This is a genomic window from Aeromicrobium erythreum, from assembly GCF_001509405.1.
GTDB classification, from domain to species: Bacteria; Actinomycetota; Actinomycetes; order Propionibacteriales; family Nocardioidaceae; genus Aeromicrobium; species Aeromicrobium erythreum.
This window is the reverse complement of record NZ_CP011502.1, coordinates 3610707-3629239: the sequence shown is the minus strand read 5'-3', so window position 1 is coordinate 3629239 and position 18533 is coordinate 3610707. Positions and strand designations below refer to the sequence as shown.

22 protein-coding genes are annotated in these 18533 nt (G+C 71.8%); 13 read left to right on the top strand and 9 right to left on the bottom strand.

The window, feature by feature from the left end; all coding sequences use genetic code 11:
* The first annotated feature begins 241 nt into the window (after positions 1-241).
* The 8 genes from rpmH (at position 242) to Aeryth_RS17170 (ending at position 5106) form a co-directional block, all read left to right on the top strand.
* Positions 242-379, top strand: a complete 138-nt coding sequence (gene rpmH, locus Aeryth_RS17200; protein WP_067862010.1) for a 50S ribosomal protein L34 — start codon at positions 242-244, stop codon at positions 377-379.
* Positions 380-382: 3 nt separating this feature from the next.
* Positions 383-760 (top strand): ribonuclease P protein component, encoded by a 378-nt coding sequence (gene rnpA / locus Aeryth_RS17195; RefSeq protein WP_144433844.1) that lies wholly within the window; start codon positions 383-385, stop codon positions 758-760.
* A complete protein-coding gene (yidD, locus tag Aeryth_RS17485; RefSeq protein ID WP_083516534.1) occupies positions 757-1074 on the top strand; it encodes a membrane protein insertion efficiency factor YidD in 318 nt (105 codons plus the stop codon). The genes rnpA and yidD overlap by 4 nt, the downstream gene beginning before the upstream one ends.
* A complete protein-coding gene (gene yidC / locus Aeryth_RS17190) occupies positions 1059-2030 on the top strand; it encodes a membrane protein insertase YidC (RefSeq protein WP_067861118.1) in 972 nt (323 codons plus the stop codon). The genes yidD and yidC overlap by 16 nt, the downstream gene beginning before the upstream one ends.
* A gap of 7 nt (positions 2031-2037) precedes the next feature.
* Positions 2038-2511 (top strand): Jag family protein, encoded by a 474-nt coding sequence (locus Aeryth_RS17185; RefSeq protein ID WP_067861115.1) that lies wholly within the window; start codon positions 2038-2040, stop codon positions 2509-2511.
* Between the two features lie 79 nt (positions 2512-2590).
* Positions 2591-3142 carry a 16S rRNA (guanine(527)-N(7))-methyltransferase RsmG gene (rsmG, locus tag Aeryth_RS17180; protein ID WP_417864638.1) on the top strand — a complete coding sequence of 184 codons (552 nt, stop codon included), beginning with the start codon at positions 2591-2593 and terminating at the stop codon, positions 3140-3142.
* Positions 3143-3193: 51 nt separating this feature from the next.
* Positions 3194-4207 carry a ParA family protein gene (locus Aeryth_RS17175; RefSeq protein ID WP_269465270.1) on the top strand — a complete coding sequence of 338 codons (1014 nt, stop codon included), beginning with the start codon at positions 3194-3196 and terminating at the stop codon, positions 4205-4207.
* Entirely contained in the window at positions 4207-5106 is a 900-nt protein-coding gene (locus Aeryth_RS17170) for a ParB/RepB/Spo0J family partition protein (protein ID WP_067861110.1), read from the top strand. The genes Aeryth_RS17175 and Aeryth_RS17170 overlap by 1 nt, the downstream gene beginning before the upstream one ends.
* Positions 5107-5327: 221 nt before the next feature.
* On the opposite strand, the gene trxA is transcribed toward Aeryth_RS17170, so the two are convergent.
* The 6 genes from trxA to Aeryth_RS17140 all read right to left on the bottom strand — a co-directional run bounded on the left by trxA (position 5328) and on the right by Aeryth_RS17140 (position 10375).
* Positions 5328-5651, bottom strand: coding sequence for a thioredoxin (trxA, locus tag Aeryth_RS17165; protein ID WP_067861107.1), 324 nt, complete (start codon positions 5649-5651; stop codon positions 5328-5330).
* Between the two features lie 40 nt (positions 5652-5691).
* The gene (trxB, locus tag Aeryth_RS17160; protein WP_067861105.1) at positions 5692-6690 is read right to left on the bottom strand and encodes a thioredoxin-disulfide reductase; all 999 of its coding nucleotides are present in this window, start codon (positions 6688-6690) and stop codon (positions 5692-5694) included.
* A 91-nt stretch (positions 6691-6781) separates the two neighbouring features.
* Positions 6782-8362 carry a protein kinase family protein gene (locus Aeryth_RS17155; RefSeq protein WP_144433843.1) on the bottom strand — a complete coding sequence of 527 codons (1581 nt, stop codon included), beginning with the start codon at positions 8360-8362 and terminating at the stop codon, positions 6782-6784.
* A gap of 67 nt (positions 8363-8429) precedes the next feature.
* Complete coding sequence (locus Aeryth_RS17150) at positions 8430-8867, bottom strand: HNH endonuclease (RefSeq protein WP_067861101.1); 438 nt, start codon at positions 8865-8867, stop codon at positions 8430-8432.
* Positions 8868-8946: 79 nt separating this feature from the next.
* Positions 8947-9279 (bottom strand): hypothetical protein, encoded by a 333-nt coding sequence (locus tag Aeryth_RS17145; protein ID WP_067861099.1) that lies wholly within the window; start codon positions 9277-9279, stop codon positions 8947-8949.
* Between the two features lie 19 nt (positions 9280-9298).
* Positions 9299-10375: a YihY/virulence factor BrkB family protein gene (locus Aeryth_RS17140; RefSeq protein ID WP_067861097.1), complete on the bottom strand. Its 1077-nt coding sequence runs from the start codon at positions 10373-10375 to the stop codon at positions 9299-9301.
* A gap of 129 nt (positions 10376-10504) precedes the next feature.
* On the opposite strand from Aeryth_RS17140, the gene Aeryth_RS17135 reads away from it, so the two are divergent.
* From Aeryth_RS17135 to Aeryth_RS17125, 3 genes are read left to right on the top strand one after another with little or no spacing between them, the layout of a single operon-like run.
* The gene (locus Aeryth_RS17135; protein WP_236749775.1) at positions 10505-12055 is read left to right on the top strand and encodes a circularly permuted type 2 ATP-grasp protein; all 1551 of its coding nucleotides are present in this window, start codon (positions 10505-10507) and stop codon (positions 12053-12055) included.
* The gene (locus tag Aeryth_RS17130) at positions 12055-12981 is read left to right on the top strand and encodes an alpha-E domain-containing protein (protein WP_067861095.1); all 927 of its coding nucleotides are present in this window, start codon (positions 12055-12057) and stop codon (positions 12979-12981) included. The genes Aeryth_RS17135 and Aeryth_RS17130 overlap by 1 nt, the downstream gene beginning before the upstream one ends.
* A gap of 2 nt (positions 12982-12983) precedes the next feature.
* Positions 12984-13868 carry a transglutaminase family protein gene (locus tag Aeryth_RS17125; RefSeq protein WP_236749899.1) on the top strand — a complete coding sequence of 295 codons (885 nt, stop codon included), beginning with the start codon at positions 12984-12986 and terminating at the stop codon, positions 13866-13868.
* On the opposite strand, the gene Aeryth_RS17120 is transcribed toward Aeryth_RS17125, so the two are convergent.
* Both Aeryth_RS17120 and Aeryth_RS17115 read right to left on the bottom strand, forming a co-directional pair.
* Positions 13852-14271 (bottom strand): hypothetical protein, encoded by a 420-nt coding sequence (locus Aeryth_RS17120; RefSeq protein ID WP_067861093.1) that lies wholly within the window; start codon positions 14269-14271, stop codon positions 13852-13854. The genes Aeryth_RS17125 and Aeryth_RS17120 overlap by 17 nt on opposite strands.
* Before the next feature lie 209 nt (positions 14272-14480).
* Complete coding sequence (locus tag Aeryth_RS17115; RefSeq protein WP_067861091.1) at positions 14481-14909, bottom strand: hypothetical protein; 429 nt, start codon at positions 14907-14909, stop codon at positions 14481-14483.
* 197 nt (positions 14910-15106) lie between these two features.
* Here Aeryth_RS17115 and Aeryth_RS17110 point away from each other — a divergent pair, with 197 nt between their 5' ends.
* Positions 15107-16213: an aldo/keto reductase gene (locus Aeryth_RS17110; protein ID WP_067861089.1), complete on the top strand. Its 1107-nt coding sequence runs from the start codon at positions 15107-15109 to the stop codon at positions 16211-16213.
* 122 nt (positions 16214-16335) lie between these two features.
* Here Aeryth_RS17110 and Aeryth_RS17105 read toward each other — a convergent pair whose 3' ends face one another.
* Positions 16336-17022 carry a pyridoxamine 5'-phosphate oxidase family protein gene (locus Aeryth_RS17105; protein ID WP_067861087.1) on the bottom strand — a complete coding sequence of 229 codons (687 nt, stop codon included), beginning with the start codon at positions 17020-17022 and terminating at the stop codon, positions 16336-16338.
* A gap of 55 nt (positions 17023-17077) precedes the next feature.
* Between Aeryth_RS17105 and pdxR the strand changes: the two genes are divergently transcribed.
* Positions 17078-18481 (top strand): MocR-like pyridoxine biosynthesis transcription factor PdxR, encoded by a 1404-nt coding sequence (pdxR, locus tag Aeryth_RS17100; protein ID WP_067861998.1) that lies wholly within the window; start codon positions 17078-17080, stop codon positions 18479-18481.
* The last annotated feature ends 52 nt before the right edge of the window (positions 18482-18533 follow it).

The window sequence follows — 18533 nt, the reverse complement described above, 5'->3', positions numbered from 1 at the left end:
CTAGCAGCGGTCGCGAGGTCGTTTCAAGCGGGTTGGGAAGATTGCCGTGATGCTCTCGGCGTGTCGCGTGGACCGGTTGGTCGCAGGTAGCCTATGGGGCGGGTTTGACCACGCTCCGACCGCCCCGTACCGTGGAGCAGTCGTGCAACACGACCGTTGCCGCATGCCCACGACCGAGATCTTCGCCGTGGGCGAGCGGTGGCCGTCGATCCCCGGCCCGAATCGTCGAAGGACCAAACTCGTGAGCAAGCGTACGTACCAGCCGAACAACCGTCGTCGCGCCAAGAAGCACGGCTTCCGCCTGCGCATGCGCACGCGTGCGGGCCGCGCCATCCTGGCCAACCGTCGCCGCAAGGGCCGCGCGAACCTCTCCGCCTGAGCCGTGCTCGGGCGGCCCCACCGCATGCGTGAGGCCGGCGACTTCAAGGTCGCGGTCCGCCGCGGGGTGAAGGCGTCGTCGCCGACCCTCGTCGCGCATCTCTCGATCGGAACCGACGGAGACACCTCCGTCGGTTTCGTCGTGTCCAAGGCCGTGGGGCCGGCCGTCGTGCGCAACCGCGTCAAGCGTCGGCTGCGGCACCGCGTGCGCGACCACCTCGAGCACGGGGCGTTGGCCTCGGTGCCGGCGGGGTCGCGGCTCGTGGTGCGGGCGCTGCCCCGTGCGGCGTCCGTCGACGGCCCGACGTTGTCGGCCGACCTCGAGTCCGTGCTGACGACGGCGGTCGAGAAGGCGGAGCGTCGGGGCGGGGTGCACCGGTGAGGACCGTGCTCGTGTGGCTGCTCCGGGCCTACCGGTTCGCGATCAGCCCGTTGTACGGCCAGGTCTGCCGCTACTACCCGACCTGCTCCGCCTACGCGCTCGAGGCCGTCGAGACGCACGGCGCCGCCCGCGGGTCGTGGCTCGCCGCGCGACGTGTGTGCCGGTGTCATCCTTGGGCTGCCGGTGGCGTCGATCCGGTGCCGCCACGTCGCGGTGCCCAGGGCACGCCCGAGGACGAGCAGCACCCCTCTGAACCTCCCGTCGCCTCGGCGACGGTCACCCCCACCCCTGGAGAACCATGTTCGACTTCCTAGGTTCGATCGGCTCGGCCATCATGACGCCGCTGTACTACGCGGTGTCCGGCGTGCTGCTCGTCTGGCACGAGATCTTCACGCGGCTCGGCCTCGACCCGTCGGGCGGCTGGTCGTGGGCGCTGGCGATCGTCGGCCTGACGGTGACGATCCGCGCGCTGCTCATCCCGCTGTTCGTCAAGCAGATCAAGAGCAGCCGCAACATGCAGCTGCTACAGCCCCACATCAAGGAGCTGCAGAAGAAGTACGGGCACGACCGGGAGCGCCTGGCTCAGGAGCAGATGAAGCTCTGGAAGGAGCACAACACCAACCCGTTCGCGTCGTGCCTGCCGCTGCTGCTGCAGATGCCGGTCTTCTTCGCGCTGTTCCGCGTGATCGACCAGGCCGCGAAGAACGGCGCCGACGGTGCCCGCGGGTTCATGACGGCCAAGCTGGCCGAGGAGCTGCAGGACGCGGTGTTCCTCGGCGGCCGGATCGCCGACACGCTCGTCAGCGCGACGCACGTCGAGACGCGCATCATCGCCGTGATCATGGTGCTGACGATGTGCGCCACGCAGTTCATCACGCAGCGCCAGCTGATGAGCAAGAACATGCCGCCGGACGCGCTGTCGGGTCCGTACGCCCAGCAGCAGAAGCTGCTGCTCTACGTGCTGCCGGTCGTCTTCGCCGTCGGCGGCATCGCCTTCCCCGTGGGCGTCCTCATCTACTGGACCACCTCGAACTTCTGGACCATGGGCCAGCAGTTCTACGTCATCCGCAACAACCCCGCGCCGGGCACGCCGGCGTTCAAGGCGAAGCAGGAGCGCGACGCCAAGCACGGCAAGAACGTGCCGGAGGACCCGCTGAAGGAGATCGAGAAGCCGCACCCCGGTCTGCAGCGCAACCAGCCGAAGAAGCAGACGCGCAACCAGCGGACCTCCGGGTCCAAGCCGAGCCCGAACAAGAAGAAGAGGAAGTGATCCGGTCATGACCGACGCTGCGAAGCTGGAGGCCGAGGGCGACATCGCCGCGGACTTCCTCGAGGAGCTGCTCGACATCGCCGACCTCGACGGCGACATCGACATGGACGTGGAGAACGACCGTGCGTCGGTCTCCGTCGTCGGCGGCGGCCTGGACCACCTGGTCGGACGCGGTGGTGAGGTGCTGGAGGCGCTGCAGGAGCTGACCCGGCTCGCCGTGTACCGCGAGACCGGCGAGCGGAGCCGACTGATGCTCGACGTCGGCGGCTTCCGTGCCCAGCGCAGGGTCGCGCTGGAGTCGGTGGCGGCCGGCGCGATCGAGCGGGTCCGCTCGGGCGAGCCGCGCGTGGCGCTCGATCCGATGAGCCCGTTCGAGCGGAAGGTCGTGCACGACGCTGTCGCGGCCGCCGGACTCGCCAGTGAGTCCGAGGGCGCTGACCGGAGCCGTCACGTCGTCGTGCTGCCGGCGGCGGACGCCTGAGGTCCGCATGAGTGTTTCACGTGAAACACCCCCGCCGCCCCCTTCGGCTGCGGGGGTGTTCCACGACCAGCTGCCCCTGATGACGCAGTACGCGGCGATCCTCGCGAACGAGGGTGTCGAGCGCGGCATGATCGGACCGCGCGAGGTGCCGCGGCTGTGGGACCGACACCTCGTCAACAGCGGAGTGGTCGTCCCCCGGCTTCCCGCCGGCGCGACCGTGGCCGATGTCGGATCGGGCGCGGGACTACCCGGCCTCGTCTGGGCCATCGCCCGACCCGACCTGCAGGTGACGTTGATCGAGCCCCTGCTGCGGCGGACCACATTCCTGCAGGAGGTGGTCGACGAGCTCGAGCTGATCAACGTCGAGGTGCTGCGTGCGCGTGCTGAGGACGTGGACCGCCAGTTCGAGGTCGTGACGGCGCGCGCTGTGGCGGCGCTCGAGAAGCTCGCGAAGTGGTGCATGCCGCTCGTCGCACCCGGTGGCGTGCTGCTCGCGCTCAAGGGGCAGTCGGCTGCGGACGAGGTGAAGGATGCCAAGCGCACACTCGGACGTCTCGGTGCGACCGCTACGCTGATCCGGACGTACGGTGATGTTGAGATCCCGACCACCGTGGTGGAAGTGTCGAAGTGACGACCCTCGTCCGGACCGGGGCGGGGCATGTTTCACGTGAAACGAGGTCCTGTGAGCGCTGACGACAAGCAGACACCCGGCTCGTCGACGTCGCTGAGCTCGGTGGCGTCAGGTGCGGCGCCGGCGTCGAGCTTCACATCGTCGGAGCCGGACCAGCCCTTCGACACCCCGCTCGCGCGTGAGGCACGGGACCACGTCGACCTTGCCCGCCGTGCCCGCAGCACGACCCAGCTGCCCCGCCCCGACCAGACACGGATCTTTGTCGTGGCCAACCAGAAGGGTGGGGTCGGCAAGACGACCACGGCGGTGAACGTCGCGGCGGCCCTGGCTCAGAAGGGGCTGCGCATCCTGGTGGTCGACCTCGATCCGCAGGGCAACGCCTCGACGGCGCTCGACATCGCGCACACCGAGGGGACGCCCGGCGTCTACGAGGCACTGGTCGAGGACGTCCCGCTGTCCGAGCTCGTCCGGCCCGCGCCGCAGCTACCGGGCATCACGGTGCTGCCCGCGACCATCGACCTGGCCGGCGCCGAGATCGAGCTCGTGTCGCTGGTCGCGCGCGAGACCCGGTTGAAGAAGGCGCTCGCCGCCCACCTGGAGGAGCGCGAGCGGGCAGACGACCGGATCGACTACGTCGTCATCGATTGCCCGCCGTCACTCGGTCTGCTCACCGTCAACGCGCTGGTCGCCGCCCGTGAGGTGCTCATCCCGATCCAGTGCGAGTACTACGCCCTCGAGGGCCTGGGCCAGCTCGTGCGCAACATCGAGCTCGTCCGCGCGCACCTCAACCAGGACCTGGAGATCACCACGATACTGCTGACGATGTACGACGCACGCACGCGCCTGTCGGCCGGCGTGGCCGAGCAGGTGCGCAGCCACTTCGGTCCGAAGGTCCTGGCCACCGCGATCCCGCGCTCCGTCCGGATCTCCGAGGCGCCGAGCTACCAGCAGTCCGTCCTCACCTACGACCCGGGCTCGTCCGGTGCGCTCTCCTACCTCGAGGCCGCCCGCGAGATCGCGCAGTCAGGGACGTCCGACCCGACCACCAGCGAGAGGGGCGCCTGATGGCACCACGTCGTGGACTCGGCCGAGGGCTCGAGTCACTTATCCCGTCGACCCCCGCCGAGGCGAAGGAGTCCGGGCTCCAGGAGGTCCAGGGCGCCCGCTTCGCCGAGCTGCCGCTCGACGCGGTCGTCCCGAATCCCCGACAGCCGCGCCAGGTCTTCGACGAGCAGGACATGGCCGAGCTCGTGCACTCGATCCGCGAGGTCGGCCTGCTGCAGCCCGTCGTCGTCCGCGAGACGGCGCCGGGCGCCTACGAGCTGATCATGGGGGAGCGTCGGTGGCGCGCCTCGCGCTCGGCCGGTCTCGAGACGATCGGCGCGATCGTGCGCGACACGACCGACGAGGACCTCCTGCGTGACGCCCTCCTGGAGAACCTGCACCGCTCGCAGCTCAACCCCCTGGAGGAGGCGGCCGCCTACCAGCAGCTGCTCGACGACTTCGGCTGCACCCAGGAGGAGCTCGCCGACCGCATCGGTCGTTCGCGCCCCCAGGTCACCAACACGCTGCGGCTGATGAAGCTGCCGCCCGCGGTCCAGCGCAGGGTCGCGGCCGGCGTGCTGTCGGCCGGGCACGCTCGCGCGCTGCTCTCGGTCTCCCACCCCGAGGTGCAGGACCGCCTCGCCGCACGCGTGGTGGCCGAGGGCATCTCGGTGCGTGCGCTCGAGGAGATCGTGAAGTTCGGCGACACCGGCGACCCGGCCACCTCGCGGTCACGCACCCCCGGCCGCACGGTCTCCGCCCCCCGCCTGGCCGACCTCGCCGCCCGGCTCTCCGAGCGCTACGACACCCGCGTGAAGGTCGACCTCGGCAAGGCCAAGGGCAAGATCACCGTCGAGTTCGCGACGATCGATGACTTGGAGCGGATCGTGGGTCTGATGGACCCGCCGCGGAATCAGTGATCGACATGTCGACAAAGCGATAGGTTGCTTTGTCAGCCTGCGGGGCACCTGCGGTGCTCCAGGTACGTCGAAGCCCCGGTGCGCCGCACCGGGGCTTCGACGCTTGCCAGGTCTCGATCTCCGCCGCGGCTACGCCCTCAGTGCGGCGGCTCCATGCGGGGCGCCTACGGCGCGCACCACTCGACCTGCCTGAACCGCTCAGGCGCTAGGCGCCTTCGGGTTCAGGCATACTCCGAGAGCTCGTTGAGGATGGCGGACTTGGGGCGGACGCCGACGATCGACTTCACGACCTCGCCCTTGTAGTACAGGTTCATGGTGGGCAGGCCGGTGACGCGGTAGTCGCTCGGCGTCTTCGGGTTCGCGTCCGCATCCATCTTGACGATGGTGAGCGCCTCACCCTTCTCGGACGCGATCTCCTCGAGGATCGGCGCGAGCTGACGGCACGGGCCGCACCAGCTGGCCCAGAAGTCGACGAGCACGGGGCCGTCGGCCTGCAGCACCTTCTCGGCGAAGTCGGCGTCGGTGACGGGAGTGATCTCGGGCATGGGGTTCTCCTTCAGCGGATGGGGGTCGTGGGGATCGGGGTCACTCGGCCCACTGGGCCATGGCGACGTCGGGTGCGGGCTGACCGGCCTGCTCGCGGTCGGCGAGGAAGCGCTCGGCGTCGAGGGCCGCAGCACACCCGGTGCCCGCCGCGGTGATCGCCTGGCGGTAGGTGTGGTCGACCAGGTCGCCGGCGGCGAAGACGCCGGACAGGTTCGTGGCCGTGCTGCCCTGCTGGACCAGCACGTAGCCCTCGTCGTCGAGGTCGACCTGCCCCGTGAGCAGCTCCGAGCGCGGGTCGTGGCCGATCGCGATGAACAGGCCGGTCGCGTCGACGTCGCGGGTCTCGCCCGTGACGGTGTCGCGCAGCGTGACCTTCTCCAGACGACCCTCGCCGTGCAGCTCGGCGACCTCGGAGTTCCAGGCGAACTCGATCTTCTCGTTGGCGATCGCGCGGTCCTGCATGATCTTGGAGGCGCGCAGCTCGTCGCGGCGGTGCACGAGCGTGACCTTCGAGGCGAAGCGGGTGAGGAACGTGGCCTCCTCGACGGCGGAGTCGCCGCCGCCCACGACCACGATGTTCTGCTCGCGGAAGAAGAAGCCGTCGCACGTGGCGCACCAGCTGACGCCGTGGCCCGACAGCTCGTCCTCACGGGCCACGCCGAGCTTGCGGTAGCCCGAGCCCATGGCCAGGACGACAGCGTGCGCACGGTAGGTGGTGCCGTCGGCGAGCGAGACCGACTTGACCTCGCCCGTGAGGTCGACCGACGTGACGTCGTCGGCGATCAGCTCGGCGCCGAAGCGCTCGGCCTGCGCGCGGAAGTTGTCCATCAGCGCCGGGCCCATGATGCCCTCGGGGAAGCCGGGGAAGTTCTCGACCTCGGTCGTGTTCATCAGCGCGCCGCCGGCGGTGACCGAGCCCTCGAAGACGAGCGGGGCGAGGTTCGCGCGGGCCGCGTACACGGCTGCGGTGTAGCCCGACGGGCCGGAGCCGATGATGATCAGGTTGCGGACGTCATTGGCGGACGACTCAGTGCTCATGGGTGCCTTCTCGTAGACGGTCTTCCTCTGCTCAACGCAGTCTAGGTGGGGATCATTCCGCTGCCCGACCGGAGCGACGGGGGCAGGATCGTCACCGTCGACCCTTGAGGCTGATCTCGCGGACGTCGCCCTGGAACTCGCCGGGACCCACCTGGGGCAGCGCCGTCAGCCACACCACGACCCGACGGGTGATGGTGTTCGCCGGGAACGTGACGGTGACGTCGGTGCCGGCGTCGTCGAGGGTCGCGATGCGGCGCAGGTCGCGCAGGCTGCCCGGCACCTCCCCGCCGGGGCTCGTCGCGTAGACCGTGAGCGCGGTGCCGGCGCCGCCGAGCAGGATCCGCATCGAGTCGACCTCGCGCGGGCCGCCCAGGTCGACCACGAGGCCCACGCCGTCCTTCAGGCCACCGAGGTCGGCGCGGCGGTAGTAGGTGCTGGTGCGCCAGCCCGTCTCGGGGTTGCCGTCGACGGCGAGCCCCACGTCCTCGGGGTTCTCCTGGCCGTCCTGGCCCTGCGGGTCGAGGTCGCGCACCGACGCGATCCGCAGGATGCGGGCCGGCGCCTCCTCGGTGGCGACGGTCGCGGTCGGCGGCCGACGGTCCTCGCCGGTGAACCGTCCGACGGCGAAGGCGAGCAGCCCGACGACGGCGAGCGTGAGTGCCACGCCGGCGAGGACCAGCTTGCGGTCGCCGCCCGCGGTGGCACGCCTGGCGCGGTGCACGCTCCGCTCGAACGTGGTCGGCGGGGCCGGTTCGAAGGCCTTCGGACGTCGCCGGGGCGGCTCCAGACCCGGCGGGGGCCCCTCCGGCACGATGACGGGGTCGAGGCGCAGCAGGTCGGGCGAGGAGATGTGCAGCGGGCTCGGGTCGTCGACGTCGGCCTCGTCCTCGCCCGTGAGCCGCAGCGCGCGACCGATGTCGGCGGCCGTGCGCAGCGGGGTGCGGTGGTTCAGCGGTGGGCGCCCGAGGATCCGGTCGACGACGGCGTCGACGTCGCGGGAGACGCCCGCGCGCACCTGCCGGGGGCGCAGCAGCTTGCCGCCCTCGGCCGGCGCGGCGCGCAGGCCATCGACGCCGACCCCGGGCCAGCGGGCCACGAGGCACGCGTACAACAGCTTGCCCAGGGCCTCGACGTCCATCTGCTCGTACGCCCGGAGGTCCTCGAAGGTGTCCTGGTGGCCGGCCGGTGCCAGGGCGGTCGCGACGCCGAGGCCGACGATGCGCACCGCCCCGGTCTGCTTGAGGAGGACGTGGTGCGGGGTGAGGCGACGGTGGAACAGGTTCTTCTCGTGCGCGTGCGCGAGGGCTTCAGCGACCTCCGCGACCACGGTCGCGGCGCGTCGGTTGGGCAGCGGCGACTGGCGCAGCAGCTGGTCGAGCGGGAATGCCCGCGCCCACTCCCGCACGATGACGTGGTGGTCGTGGTCGGCCTCGACGAGGTCGAGCACGCGCAGGAACCGTGGATCGGTGACCGACGTCGACTGTCGGGCCGCCTCGAGGAAGTTGTCGGCGCGCGGGTCGTCGCTGGGGACCATCTCGATGCCGACGTTGCGCGCGAGCACACGGTCGTGCGCGCGCCAGGTGGACGACCCGAGCTTCTCCGTGACGAGGTCCTGCAGCACGTAGCGACCGTCGAGCACGTCACCGGCGCCCAGGGCCCGCCGCTCGGTCATCGTCACCTCTTCCGTGTGCGGTCCATCGTAGGCCGACGGACCCCACGGCGCCCGGACCGCGAGCGGGTCAGCCGACGAGGAACCCGGGCGGCGGAGCGGCCGGGGTGATGAGCAGGGTCATGCCGGCCTCGGCGGGCGTGCGGTCGGCCTTGCGATGGTTGCAGCGCAGGCACGCGGCGACGGCGTTCTCCCAGGTGAGCGCACCGCCGCGGCTGCGTGGCAGCACGTGGTCGACGGTCTCGGCGCGTCCGCCGCAGTAGGCGCACATCCGGTCGCGGGCCTTGACCGCCGACTTCGTGCACAGGTGCCCGCGCCGGTGCCGCCAGCGGGTGACGACGTAGCGGACGAGTCGCAGGACCTTGGGCTTGGGGAATGGACCGAAGGTGCCCTCGGCCTCCTCCTCGATGACCGCCACCTCGCGCACGAGCATCTTGATGGCGTGCCGCAGGGACACGCGTTGCAGCGGCTCGTAGCTGGCGTTCAGGACCAGGACGTGCTCGGCCATGGGCGGACCCTTTCCACGGCCAGAGTATCCGCCACGCCCGACATCGGGGGGTGAAGCGCGTGTGTCGTGCCGGTGAAGGTCAGAGCACCCACACGAGACCGGCGGCCGACGGCACGAGCGAGACCAGGACCCACGGCCACGAGAAGACCGGCCGGGCGGCCAGGATCGCGCGCACGGCGACGCTGATGCCGATGGCGAGGAACGCCGACATGACGACCAGCACGACGGCCCCGCTCTGCCGGCCCTGGCGGGCGATGACGTCGGCCACGACGACCAGCCCGATGACGCCGTGGATCGCGACGACGAAGAAGCAGATGGCGGTCGTCCGGCGGCGCACGACCTGTAGCGCACGGGTCTCCTCGGCCGACATCGTGCGGGCCGAGGGGCGGGGCTGCGAGCCGTGGCTGCTCATGGCAGCAGCCTAGGAGCCGTCAGTCGTCGCGGGTGGAGCGGCCCAGCACGGCGCCGAGCAGCGTCCCGAGCCCCAGGCCCACGACGAGCGGGCGCACGTACCCGACGTCGACCGGCTCCTCGTCGAGGTCGTCGTCGTCGTCACGGACGGCCTGCGCCTCGTCGTCGGCGTCCTCCAGCTCGGCGAGCTCGGCCAAGGTCGACTCGTCGGTGCACGCCCAGGAGATGCCGTACATGACGAGCCGGGAGAAGAAGTAGATCCAGACCACCAGCGTCAGGGCGATGGCGAGCGACGCGACCGGCACCGAGCTGGCGCCGCGCAGCACCAGGCTCGCGAACTGCTTGATGAGCTCGAAGCCGACGGCGGCGAACAGGGCGCCGCGCCACAGCGCGTGCTCGGGCAGGTCGGGCTTCGGCAGCAGGCGGAAGATCGCCCAGAACAGCACGGTGCTGACGGCCAGGCCGACGACCACCGACAGCAGCGTCAGCAACACGGTGCCGACCGGCCCGGGCAGTCCGACGAGGTCGAGCAGGAAGGTGCCGAGCGCGACGGGCAGGCCGCCGACGGACACCGAGAGGAGCAGGATGAAGCCCAGCACCACGAGCGTGACCAGGTCGGTGCCCTTCGCCTTCACGATGTTGCCGGTCTCCGACGTGGGCAGCTCGAGCATCTGGTTGAGCCCGTCGCGCAGCCCGCTGACCCAGTTGAGTCCGGCGTAGAGCGCCGTGAGCAGACCCACCGTGTAGATGGCCGGCGCGTTGGAGGCGATCTCCGTCAGCGCGATGCGACCGGGCTGCGGGTCGACGGACACGATGCCGGGAAGCACCCCGCTGAGGGCGTCGACGAAGTCCTGCTGGGCGTCGGGGTAGATCTCCGACAGCTGCCCCACGACGGCGAAGGAGACGGCCAGGAGGGGGAAGAAGCTGAGGAAGCCGAAGTAGGTGGCGCCGCCGGCGGCGAGGTTGCCGCGGTGCGCGCCGTAGTGGTCGAGGGTGCGGATGACGTGGGCGAGCACGGGGTGCCAGCCTGCGATCCGGTCCTTGATCCCGGGCTTGGACCCGTCGCCCTGCTCCGTCCGCTCCCCGTCGCCGCTCATGGCTCGACCCTAGGAGGAAGCGCGGTCCGCGGCCAACCGGCCGGGTGCTTCTGGGGTGCAGGCCGACCGGGTCTCCGCTAGACAGGTCACGAAACATGATCGACACCTCTCCTCCCTAGGGTGGCCCCCGTGAGCGACGCGCACCTCTTCGACGGCTACGGACCTGTGGCCGGGTTCGACGAGATGTTCGACGACTCGACGCTGCGCTCGGAGTACGCGCAGGTGCACGCGGCGTTCACCCGGATGGGCAACGACGAGATCCGGGCCCGCGCGGAGTCGCTCGCGTCGGCCTACCTCGACCAGGGCGTCACGTTCGGCGTCGGCGGCGAGGAGCGGCCCTTCCCGCTCGACATCGTGCCCCGCATCATCGAGGCGCGGGACTGGACCGACGTCGACACCGGCGTGCGTCAGCGGGTGAAGGCGCTCGAGGCGTTCCTGGCCGACGTGTACGGACCGGGCGAGGTGTTCACCGACGGGGTCGTGCCCCGCGAGACGGTGCTGACGTCGCCGCACTACCACCGCGTCGTCGCCGGGATCGAGCCGCCGAACGGGGTGCGGGTGCACATCTCGGGCATCGACCTGATCCGTGACGGCCAGGGCGACTTCCGGGTCCTGGAGGACAACTGCCGCGTCCCGTCGGGCGTCTCCTACGTCATGACGAACCGGCCGGCGATGTCCGCGGCGCTGCCGGAGGTGTTCGCCGACCACCGCATCCGTCCGGTGCAGCAGTACTCGCGCAACCTGCTCGCGGCGCTGCGTGCCGCGGCGCCGTCGGGCGTGAGCGACCCGAACGTCGTGGTGCTGACGCCCGGCGTCTACAACTCCGCCTACTTCGAGCACACGCTGCTCGCCCGCACGATGGGCGTCGAGCTCGTCGAGGGCCGCGACCTGGTGTGCCAGCAGGGCCGGGTCTCGATGCGCACGACGCGCGGGCTCGAGCCGGTGCACGTGATCTACCGGCGCATCGACGACGAGTTCCTCGATCCCATGCAGTTCTACCCGGAGTCGGTGCTGGGCGTTCCGGGCCTGGTCAACGCGGCCCGCGCCGGCAACGTGACCATCGCGAACGCGGTCGGCAACGGGGTGGCCGACGACAAGCTCATCTACACCTACGTGCCCGACCTGATCCGCTACTACCTCGGCGAGGAGCCGGTGCTGCGCAACGTCGACACCTGGCGCCTCGGCGACGCCGACCAGCGCGAGGAGGTGCTCGACCGGCTGGACGAGCTCGTCCTCAAGCCGGTCGACGGGTCGGGCGGCAAGGGCATCGTCATCGGTCCTGCGGCGTCGCGCGAGGAGCTCGACGAGCTGCGGGTCAAGATCCACGCCGACCCGCGCGCGTGGATCGCGCAGCCGGTGATCTCCCTGTCGACGGTGCCGACGCTCGTGGAGCAGGGCATCCGGCCGCGGCACGTCGACCTGCGGCCGTTCGCGGTGAACGACGGCGACGACGTCTACGTGCTGCCGGGCGGCCTGACGCGGGTGGCGCTGCCCGAGGGCGAGCTGATCGTGAACTCCTCCCGCGGTGGCGGCTCGAAGGACACGTGGGTGCTGGCCGACCCGTCGACGCCCGCGGACCCGAAGGACGCGGTCGACGAGGAGGCCGACGGTCCGGAGAAGGCCAAGAGCATGCGGGCGGCTGCGCCGTCGGTGCTGACCGAGGACGGGGGCGACCTCTGATGCTGAGCCGGATCGCGGAGTCGTTGTTCTGGATCGGGCGCTACCTCGAGCGCGCCGATGACACTGCGCGGATCCTCGACGTCCAGCTGCAGGTGCTGGTGGAGGACCCGGCGATCGACGAGGCCGCGTCGTGCCAGCAGCTCCTGTCGGTCATGGGGGTGGAGGGTCACACGGGTGCGGTCAACCGGTGGACGATCCTCGACCTGCTGGCGCACAACGTCGACTCGCCCGGGTCGATCGCGTCGGCGATCACGGCCGCACGCGAGGGTGCGCGGGGCGCACGGGAGACGTTGTCGACCGACATCTGGGCGTCGATCAACACGATGTGGCGCGGTCTGCCGTCGGCGCGGACGAAGCGCCCGCCGGACATGTTCGCGTGGGTGCGCAACCGGACGGCGATGGTCAACGGCATCGCCGACGGGACGATGCCGCGCGACGAGGGCTGGAACTTCTTCGTGCTGGGGCGCAGCATCGAGCGCGTCGACATGACGGCGCGGCTGCTGTCGACGGCGGCGCTGGCATCGGACACCCAGGTGGCCTGGCCGACGACGCTGCGGGCGTGCGGTGCCTACGAGGCGTTCATCCGTGCGTACCGGGGTCTGGAGGGCGACCGTCAGGCGGCGGAGTTCCTGCTGCTGGACCGGTGGTTCCCGCGGTCGGTGGTCTCGGCGCTGATGGAGGCCGAGCGGGCGTTGAGCCGTCTGGAGGCGCGCGGACAGCGTGCCGGGTTCGGCGACGAGGCGCAGCGGCTGCTGGGTCGGGCGCGCACCGAGCTGGAGTACCGGCCGCTGGCGGAGATCGTCGAGGCGATGCCGATCGAGATGGAGCGGCTGCAGCGCACGTGCGCGGCCGCGAGCGAGGCGGTCGGCGCGCGCTACTTCTCGCACTCGGACACGCACGCGTGGACGGGAGGGGTCTCGCTGTGAGCATGCAGGGTCAGGGGTCGGCGTCGCAGTGGCAGAGCGGGTCGCCGCGACCCATGCAGCTGCGGGTGCGGCACACGACCGGCTTCACGTACGCCGAGGGTGCGGCCGCGTCGTACAACGAGGCGCGGATGACGCCGTTGACGACGTCGGACCAGGTGGTCCTGCGGTCGCGGGTCGAGGTGTCGCCGACGGCGTGGTCGCAGGAGTACCGCGACTACTGGGGCACGGTCGTCACGGCGTTCGAGGTGCACGAGCCGCACGACGCGCTGACGGTCGTCGCGACGTCGACGGTCGAGAGCACGCCGCACGCGGTCGACGTCGCACCGGTGGGGTGGTCCGACCTCGCCGCGGTGAGCGACGAGTGGTGCGAGTTCCTCGTGCTCGACTCGTGGGTGCGTCCGCACGACGACCTCGGGGCGCAGCTCGACACGCTGCGGGCGTCGTCGGACACCCCGGGCGAGTACGCGGTGGGCGTGTTCGGCCTGGTCCACGACCACCTGCGCTACCTGCCGGGCGTCACGCAGGTGTCGACGACGGCGGCGGAGGCGTGGGAGGCCGGCGCGGGGGTGTGCCAGGACGTCGCGCACGCGACGCTCGGCGCGCTGCGTCGTGCGGGGATCCCGGCCCGGTACGTGTCGGGCTACCTGCACCCGTCGGCCGAGCCGGTGGTCGGCGAGACCGTCGAGGGCGAGTCGCACGCGTGGGTGGAGTACTGGGACGGCGACTGGCGCGGGTTCGACCCGACGAACGCGGTCGTGCCGGGCGACCGGCACGTGCTCGTGGCGCGGGGTCGGGGCTACGGCGACTGCCCGCCGCTGCGTGGCATCTACTCGACGCCGGGTGCGTCGGAGCTGTTCGTGAGCGTGGAGGTCACGCGTCTGCGCTGACGGGCGTCCCGTCGTCGATCCCGGGCGGCTGCCGTCGGGCCGTGGCCGAGCCGGCGACCACCAGCAACGCGGCGAGTGCGAGCGCCGCGGTGGAGGAGCCGAGGTCGACCATCGAGTCGAGCGCATCGGGCCAGCCCCGCAGCCCGTTCTCGTCGCTGAACCCGCGCAGGTAGGCGGCCCAGGCGACGACCGCGCCGACGGAGCCGACCACGGTGAGGACCTTCGCGACCCGTCGGGCCGACGGTGCCGCCGCCGGCTGGGCGACGACGGCCAGCATCGCGACCCCGATCAGCCCGACCACCCACGGCGTCGGCGTGACGAGGAACGGTGCCGTGCCGAGCGCCGCAGCCGTGACGATGCCGAGGGCACACGCCCCGAGCACCACGCCGACGACCGTTCGCATGCCCCTAGGGTGACGGTTCGCGGGCGTTTCGTCACGTCAGGATGGAGCGTGTTCCATCACGCGTCCCGTGGTGCGGCGAGACCACGAAGGGTCCGCCAGACGGCGACGGCCAGGACGAGCATGCCGACAAGAGGCGTGACCACCAGCACCGGAGGGGGCAGCATGCGTCGTGGTGGCCCCCGTGGCGGCTGCCCGATGGTCGGCTGGGGTCAGCGGTCCTCGCGGTGGAGTCCGGGGAGCACGACGGCTGCGGTGAGCAGACCGAGACCGACGAGGAACGTCATCATCCCTACGCCTGGGAGGACGTGGGCGACCGGGCCGGCGTCCTGGTGCCGCACGGCGAGGACGAGGCAGGCACCCGACGTGGCGGCAACGGCTTTGGCGTCGAGGAGTCGACCAGTTTGCCGCCGTCGTTCGACCTCAGCCGCACGTCGAGCCGGGCTCCGCGCCCCGGCCTCGAGAAGCAGGTGTCGCATCCGAGGACCGGTGCGTCGGTGGGCGAGCACCGAGAGGACGTTCAGGACCGCCACGCAGGCCCAGGCGATGGCAGACCATCGACCGAGCACCGTCTCCGACACGGCGGCCGTGGCCGAGAACGCGGCGATCGCCCAGGCTGATCGATGACGGGTGTCGAGCATGGAGAGGAGCCCCGGTCGAGCTGGTCCTGATCCCAGGACGAGACCTGCCGGGCGGTCCGCCGAGGTGCCGAGAGGTTCAGCACGAGCCCGAGCGCGGCGAGCACCGCCATCGTCACCGGGAAGGCCATGGACCGAGGGTGCCACCTCGACGTCCGGCCGGCTCGCCGTCGTCGGTCCTGGTCGCTAGCGTCGGGGCCATGACCGAGGAGCGCTACTGGGCCGACGCCGTGCCCGAGACCCACCGTCCGTACGTCGCGGCCGAGGACCGCTACCAGCACCTGGAGTACCGGCGCGTGGGCGACAGCGGACTGCTGCTGCCGCCGATCTCGCTGGGCCTGTGGTGGAACTTCGGCGACGACCGGCCCTTCGCGACGCAGCGCGAGATCCTGCGGCACGCGTTCGACCGCGGTGTCACGCACTTCGACCTCGCCAACAACTACGGCCCGCCGTACGGCTCGGCGGAGGAGAACTTCGGGCGGATGATGCGCACCGACTTCAAGCCCTACCGCGACGAGCTGGTGCTCTCGAGCAAGGCCGGCTGGGACATGTGGCCCGGCCCGTACGGCAAGCTCGGCTCGCGCAAGTACCTGCTGAGCAGCCTCGAGGCGTCGCTGGAGCGGATGAGCGTCGACTACGTCGACATCTTCTACTCCCACCGCACCGATCCCGGCACGCCCGTGGCCGAGACGATCGGCGCGCTCGACACCGCCGTGCGCCAGGGCAAGGCCCTCTACGTCGGCATCTCGTCGTACTCGCCGGAGCGGACGGCCGAGGCCGTGGCCGTGGCGAAGGACCTCGGCACGCCGCTCGTCATCCACCAGCCGTCGTACTCGATGGTGAACCGCTGGATCGAGGAGGGCGGGGGTGCCGGGCCGGGGGCGGCAGGCGGGAAGAGTCTGCTGACGGTGCTCGACGAGCACGGCATGGGCTCGATCGGGTTCACCCCGCTCGCGCAGGGCCTGCTGACGTCGAAGTACCTGGGCGACGAGCCGGCGAAGCGCTCAGGGGAGCGCGGCTCGTTCACCGACGACGTCGTCACGCCCGACATGGTGGAGCGGCTGCGCGGGCTGAACGAGGTCGCCGAGGGGCGCGGCCAGAGCCTCGCCCAGCTCGCGATCTCGTGGGTGCTGCGGCCGGGCGGTGTCACGTCGGCCCTCATCGGCGCGTCGTCCACCGAGCAGCTCGACGAGAACCTCGCCGCCGCCGCCCAGACCGACTTCAGCGACGAGGAGCTCGCCCGCATCGACGAGCTCGCCGGCACGGTCGAGGGCGTCAACATCTGGGACGTCTCCAGCGACCTCTGACCCGCAGCGGAGATTCCCAGGTCGACCTGGGAATCTCCGCCGGGCACGGTTTACTCAGGTAAGCACGGAGAGCAAGCCGTGCTCGCCTGAGAAAACCGTGCCTCGCGCGACCCCTGGCGCGCTCAGGCACCCAGCTGCGCCGCTCGGCTCACGACGTCGGCCGGTACCTCGTCGTGGGAGTCCGCCGCCGAGACCGGGCTCGACGCGACGGTCGAGAGGGGCACGACGCCCGCCCACGCCCCGGCCTCGACGTCGGTGTCGTCGTCCACCGGGTCGCCGGCGCGCACCTTCACCGACGCCTCGCGCAGCGGGATCGCCAGCACGGCGGTCGCGGCCACCTCCTTGCGGGTGGGCGGGCGCAGTGTGGCCGAGCGGCCGGGCACGACGTGGTCGACGGTGAGGTCGAGGGCGTGCGCCTTCTCCTGCGGGTCCTCGACGATCCGCGCCTCGCCCACGACCACGGCGGAGCGGTAGTTCATCGAGTGGTGGAAGCCGGACCGCGCGACGACCAGACCGTCGAGCAGCGTCGCCGTGACGCACACGGTCCGCCGCTCCGAGCGGGTCAGCCACCGCGCGGCCACCGAGCCGTGCACGTAGAGCGTGCCGTCGGCGTCGGGACCGTCGAGGTCGACGGCGATCGCGACCGGCAGCACCACCGGGTGGTCGCCGACGTCGACGCCCAGGTGTGCGACGAGCGCCTCGCGCAGGATCGCGTGCAGCGCGGCCCGGTCGGTGAGCCCTCGCTCACGCGAGCGCCCGAGGGTGGTGCGCGGGGTGGGTGACAGCGGCGTGGCATCGATCGTCGACATGGCTCAAGCGTCCTGCGCAAGTGGACTGACGTCCAGGTCCACTATCGTGGAGTACGTGCAGACCACTTCGGGACCGCCGACGCTGCCGCTCCGCCTCGACCGGACGGCCGACGTCCCCCTGGCGACGCAGCTCGCCACCGGGATCCGTCGTCTCGTGGGTGCCGGCACGCTCCGCCGAGGCACGCGGCTGCCGGCGAGCCGGGCGCTGGCCGTCGAGCTCGGCGTCTCGCGCGCCGTGGTCACGCAGGCCTACGAGCAGCTGGTCGCCGAGGGCTGGCTCGACGCGAGCCACGGCTCGGGCACCTTCGTGGCCGGGACCGCCACCGCCCCACCCCCGTCCACCTCACCCCCGTCCACCTCGACGCCGCGCGGCACGACGGCACCCGCGGAGCCGACCCTGGTGCGCCTCGACACCGGCACCCCCTGGATCGACCCACGTCACCGGGCGGGGTGGCGGCGGGCGTGGCGCGACGTGGCCGCCGCCGTCCCGCCCCCCGGCTACGACGACCCCTGCGGCATCCCCGCGCTGCGCGCCGCGCTCGCCGAACGTCTCGGTCGGCTGCGTGGCGTCGACTGCGACCCCGACGAGGTCGTCGTCACCCACGGCACGACCGACGGCCTGCGCGCCCTGCTCGAGGTGCTGCCCGACGGCGCCGTCGCGGTGGAGGACCCCGGCTACCGGGCGGCGGTCGCCATCGTCCGCGCCGCGGGACGCACGGTCGTCGACGTCCCCGCCCGCGGTGTCCCGGTCGTGCCGCCGGACGTGGTCGCGACCTACGTGACCCCCGCCCACCAGCACCCGCTCGGCCACGTGATGCCGGCGGCCGACCGGGTGGCGCTGCTCGCGGCGGCGACGGCACAGGACGCCGTGGTCGTCGAGGACGACTACGACTCCGAGTTCCGCTACGACGTCGCACCCGTCCCCGCGCTCGCGTCGCTCGACCGCTCCCGCGTCGCCTACCTCGGCACCGCGTCGAAGTCGGTGTCCCCGAGCCTGCGCCTCGGCTGGCTCGTGCCGCCGCCGCACCTGCTCGACGCCGTCCGCGCCGCCCGCGCGGTCCGGCACGAGAGCGTCTCGTGGCCGGTGCAGCGGGCGTTCCTGTCGATGCTGCGCGACGGGTACGTCGACCGCGTCGTCCGCTCGGCGCGCCGGGTGTACGCCGACCGCGCGCCACGCGTCGCCGCCGTGCTCGCCGCCCACGCGGAGCCGGCCGGTCCGAGCGCGGGCATGTACTCGACCTGGCTCCTCCCGCCCGACCGCGCGCTGGCGGTGCACGACGCGGCACGGGCCGTGGGGTTCGACGTGCCGCTGCTCGCCGACTACACGCGACGCTCCACCCTCACGGGGCTCGTCGTCGGCTTCGGTGGCGTGAGCGACGTCGAGCTCGACACCGCGCTCGACGCCATCGCCCGGGGTCTGGACGACCGGGGGGACGGACGGGACCGCCGCCGACGGTGACGCGGCTGCAAGCACGACCCTGCACCCACGACACGCCTGGGGTTCACTGGTG

Coding starts and splice junctions, on each gene's coding strand:
- yidC (WP_067861118.1), top strand. CDS start 1,059: ATGTTCGACTTCCTAGGTTCGATCGGCTCGGCCATCATGACGCCGCTG.
- Aeryth_RS17185 (WP_067861115.1), top strand. CDS start 2,038: ATGACCGACGCTGCGAAGCTGGAGGCCGAGGGCGACATCGCCGCGGAC.
- rsmG (WP_417864638.1), top strand. CDS start 2,591: ATGACGCAGTACGCGGCGATCCTCGCGAACGAGGGTGTCGAGCGCGGC.
- Aeryth_RS17170 (WP_067861110.1), top strand. CDS start 4,207: ATGGCACCACGTCGTGGACTCGGCCGAGGGCTCGAGTCACTTATCCCG.
- trxA (WP_067861107.1), bottom strand. CDS start 5,651: ATGCCCGAGATCACTCCCGTCACCGACGCCGACTTCGCCGAGAAGGTG.
- trxB (WP_067861105.1), bottom strand. CDS start 6,690: ATGAGCACTGAGTCGTCCGCCAATGACGTCCGCAACCTGATCATCATC.
- Aeryth_RS17155 (WP_144433843.1), bottom strand. CDS start 8,362: ATGACCGAGCGGCGGGCCCTGGGCGCCGGTGACGTGCTCGACGGTCGC.
- Aeryth_RS17150 (WP_067861101.1), bottom strand. CDS start 8,867: ATGGCCGAGCACGTCCTGGTCCTGAACGCCAGCTACGAGCCGCTGCAA.
- Aeryth_RS17145 (WP_067861099.1), bottom strand. CDS start 9,279: ATGAGCAGCCACGGCTCGCAGCCCCGCCCCTCGGCCCGCACGATGTCG.
- Aeryth_RS17140 (WP_067861097.1), bottom strand. CDS start 10,375: ATGAGCGGCGACGGGGAGCGGACGGAGCAGGGCGACGGGTCCAAGCCC.
- Aeryth_RS17130 (WP_067861095.1), top strand. CDS start 12,055: ATGCTGAGCCGGATCGCGGAGTCGTTGTTCTGGATCGGGCGCTACCTC.
- Aeryth_RS17125 (WP_236749899.1), top strand. CDS start 12,984: ATGCAGGGTCAGGGGTCGGCGTCGCAGTGGCAGAGCGGGTCGCCGCGA.
- Aeryth_RS17120 (WP_067861093.1), bottom strand. CDS start 14,271: ATGCGAACGGTCGTCGGCGTGGTGCTCGGGGCGTGTGCCCTCGGCATC.
- Aeryth_RS17115 (WP_067861091.1), bottom strand. CDS start 14,909: ATGCTCGACACCCGTCATCGATCAGCCTGGGCGATCGCCGCGTTCTCG.
- Aeryth_RS17110 (WP_067861089.1), top strand. CDS start 15,107: ATGACCGAGGAGCGCTACTGGGCCGACGCCGTGCCCGAGACCCACCGT.
- Aeryth_RS17105 (WP_067861087.1), bottom strand. CDS start 17,022: ATGTCGACGATCGATGCCACGCCGCTGTCACCCACCCCGCGCACCACC.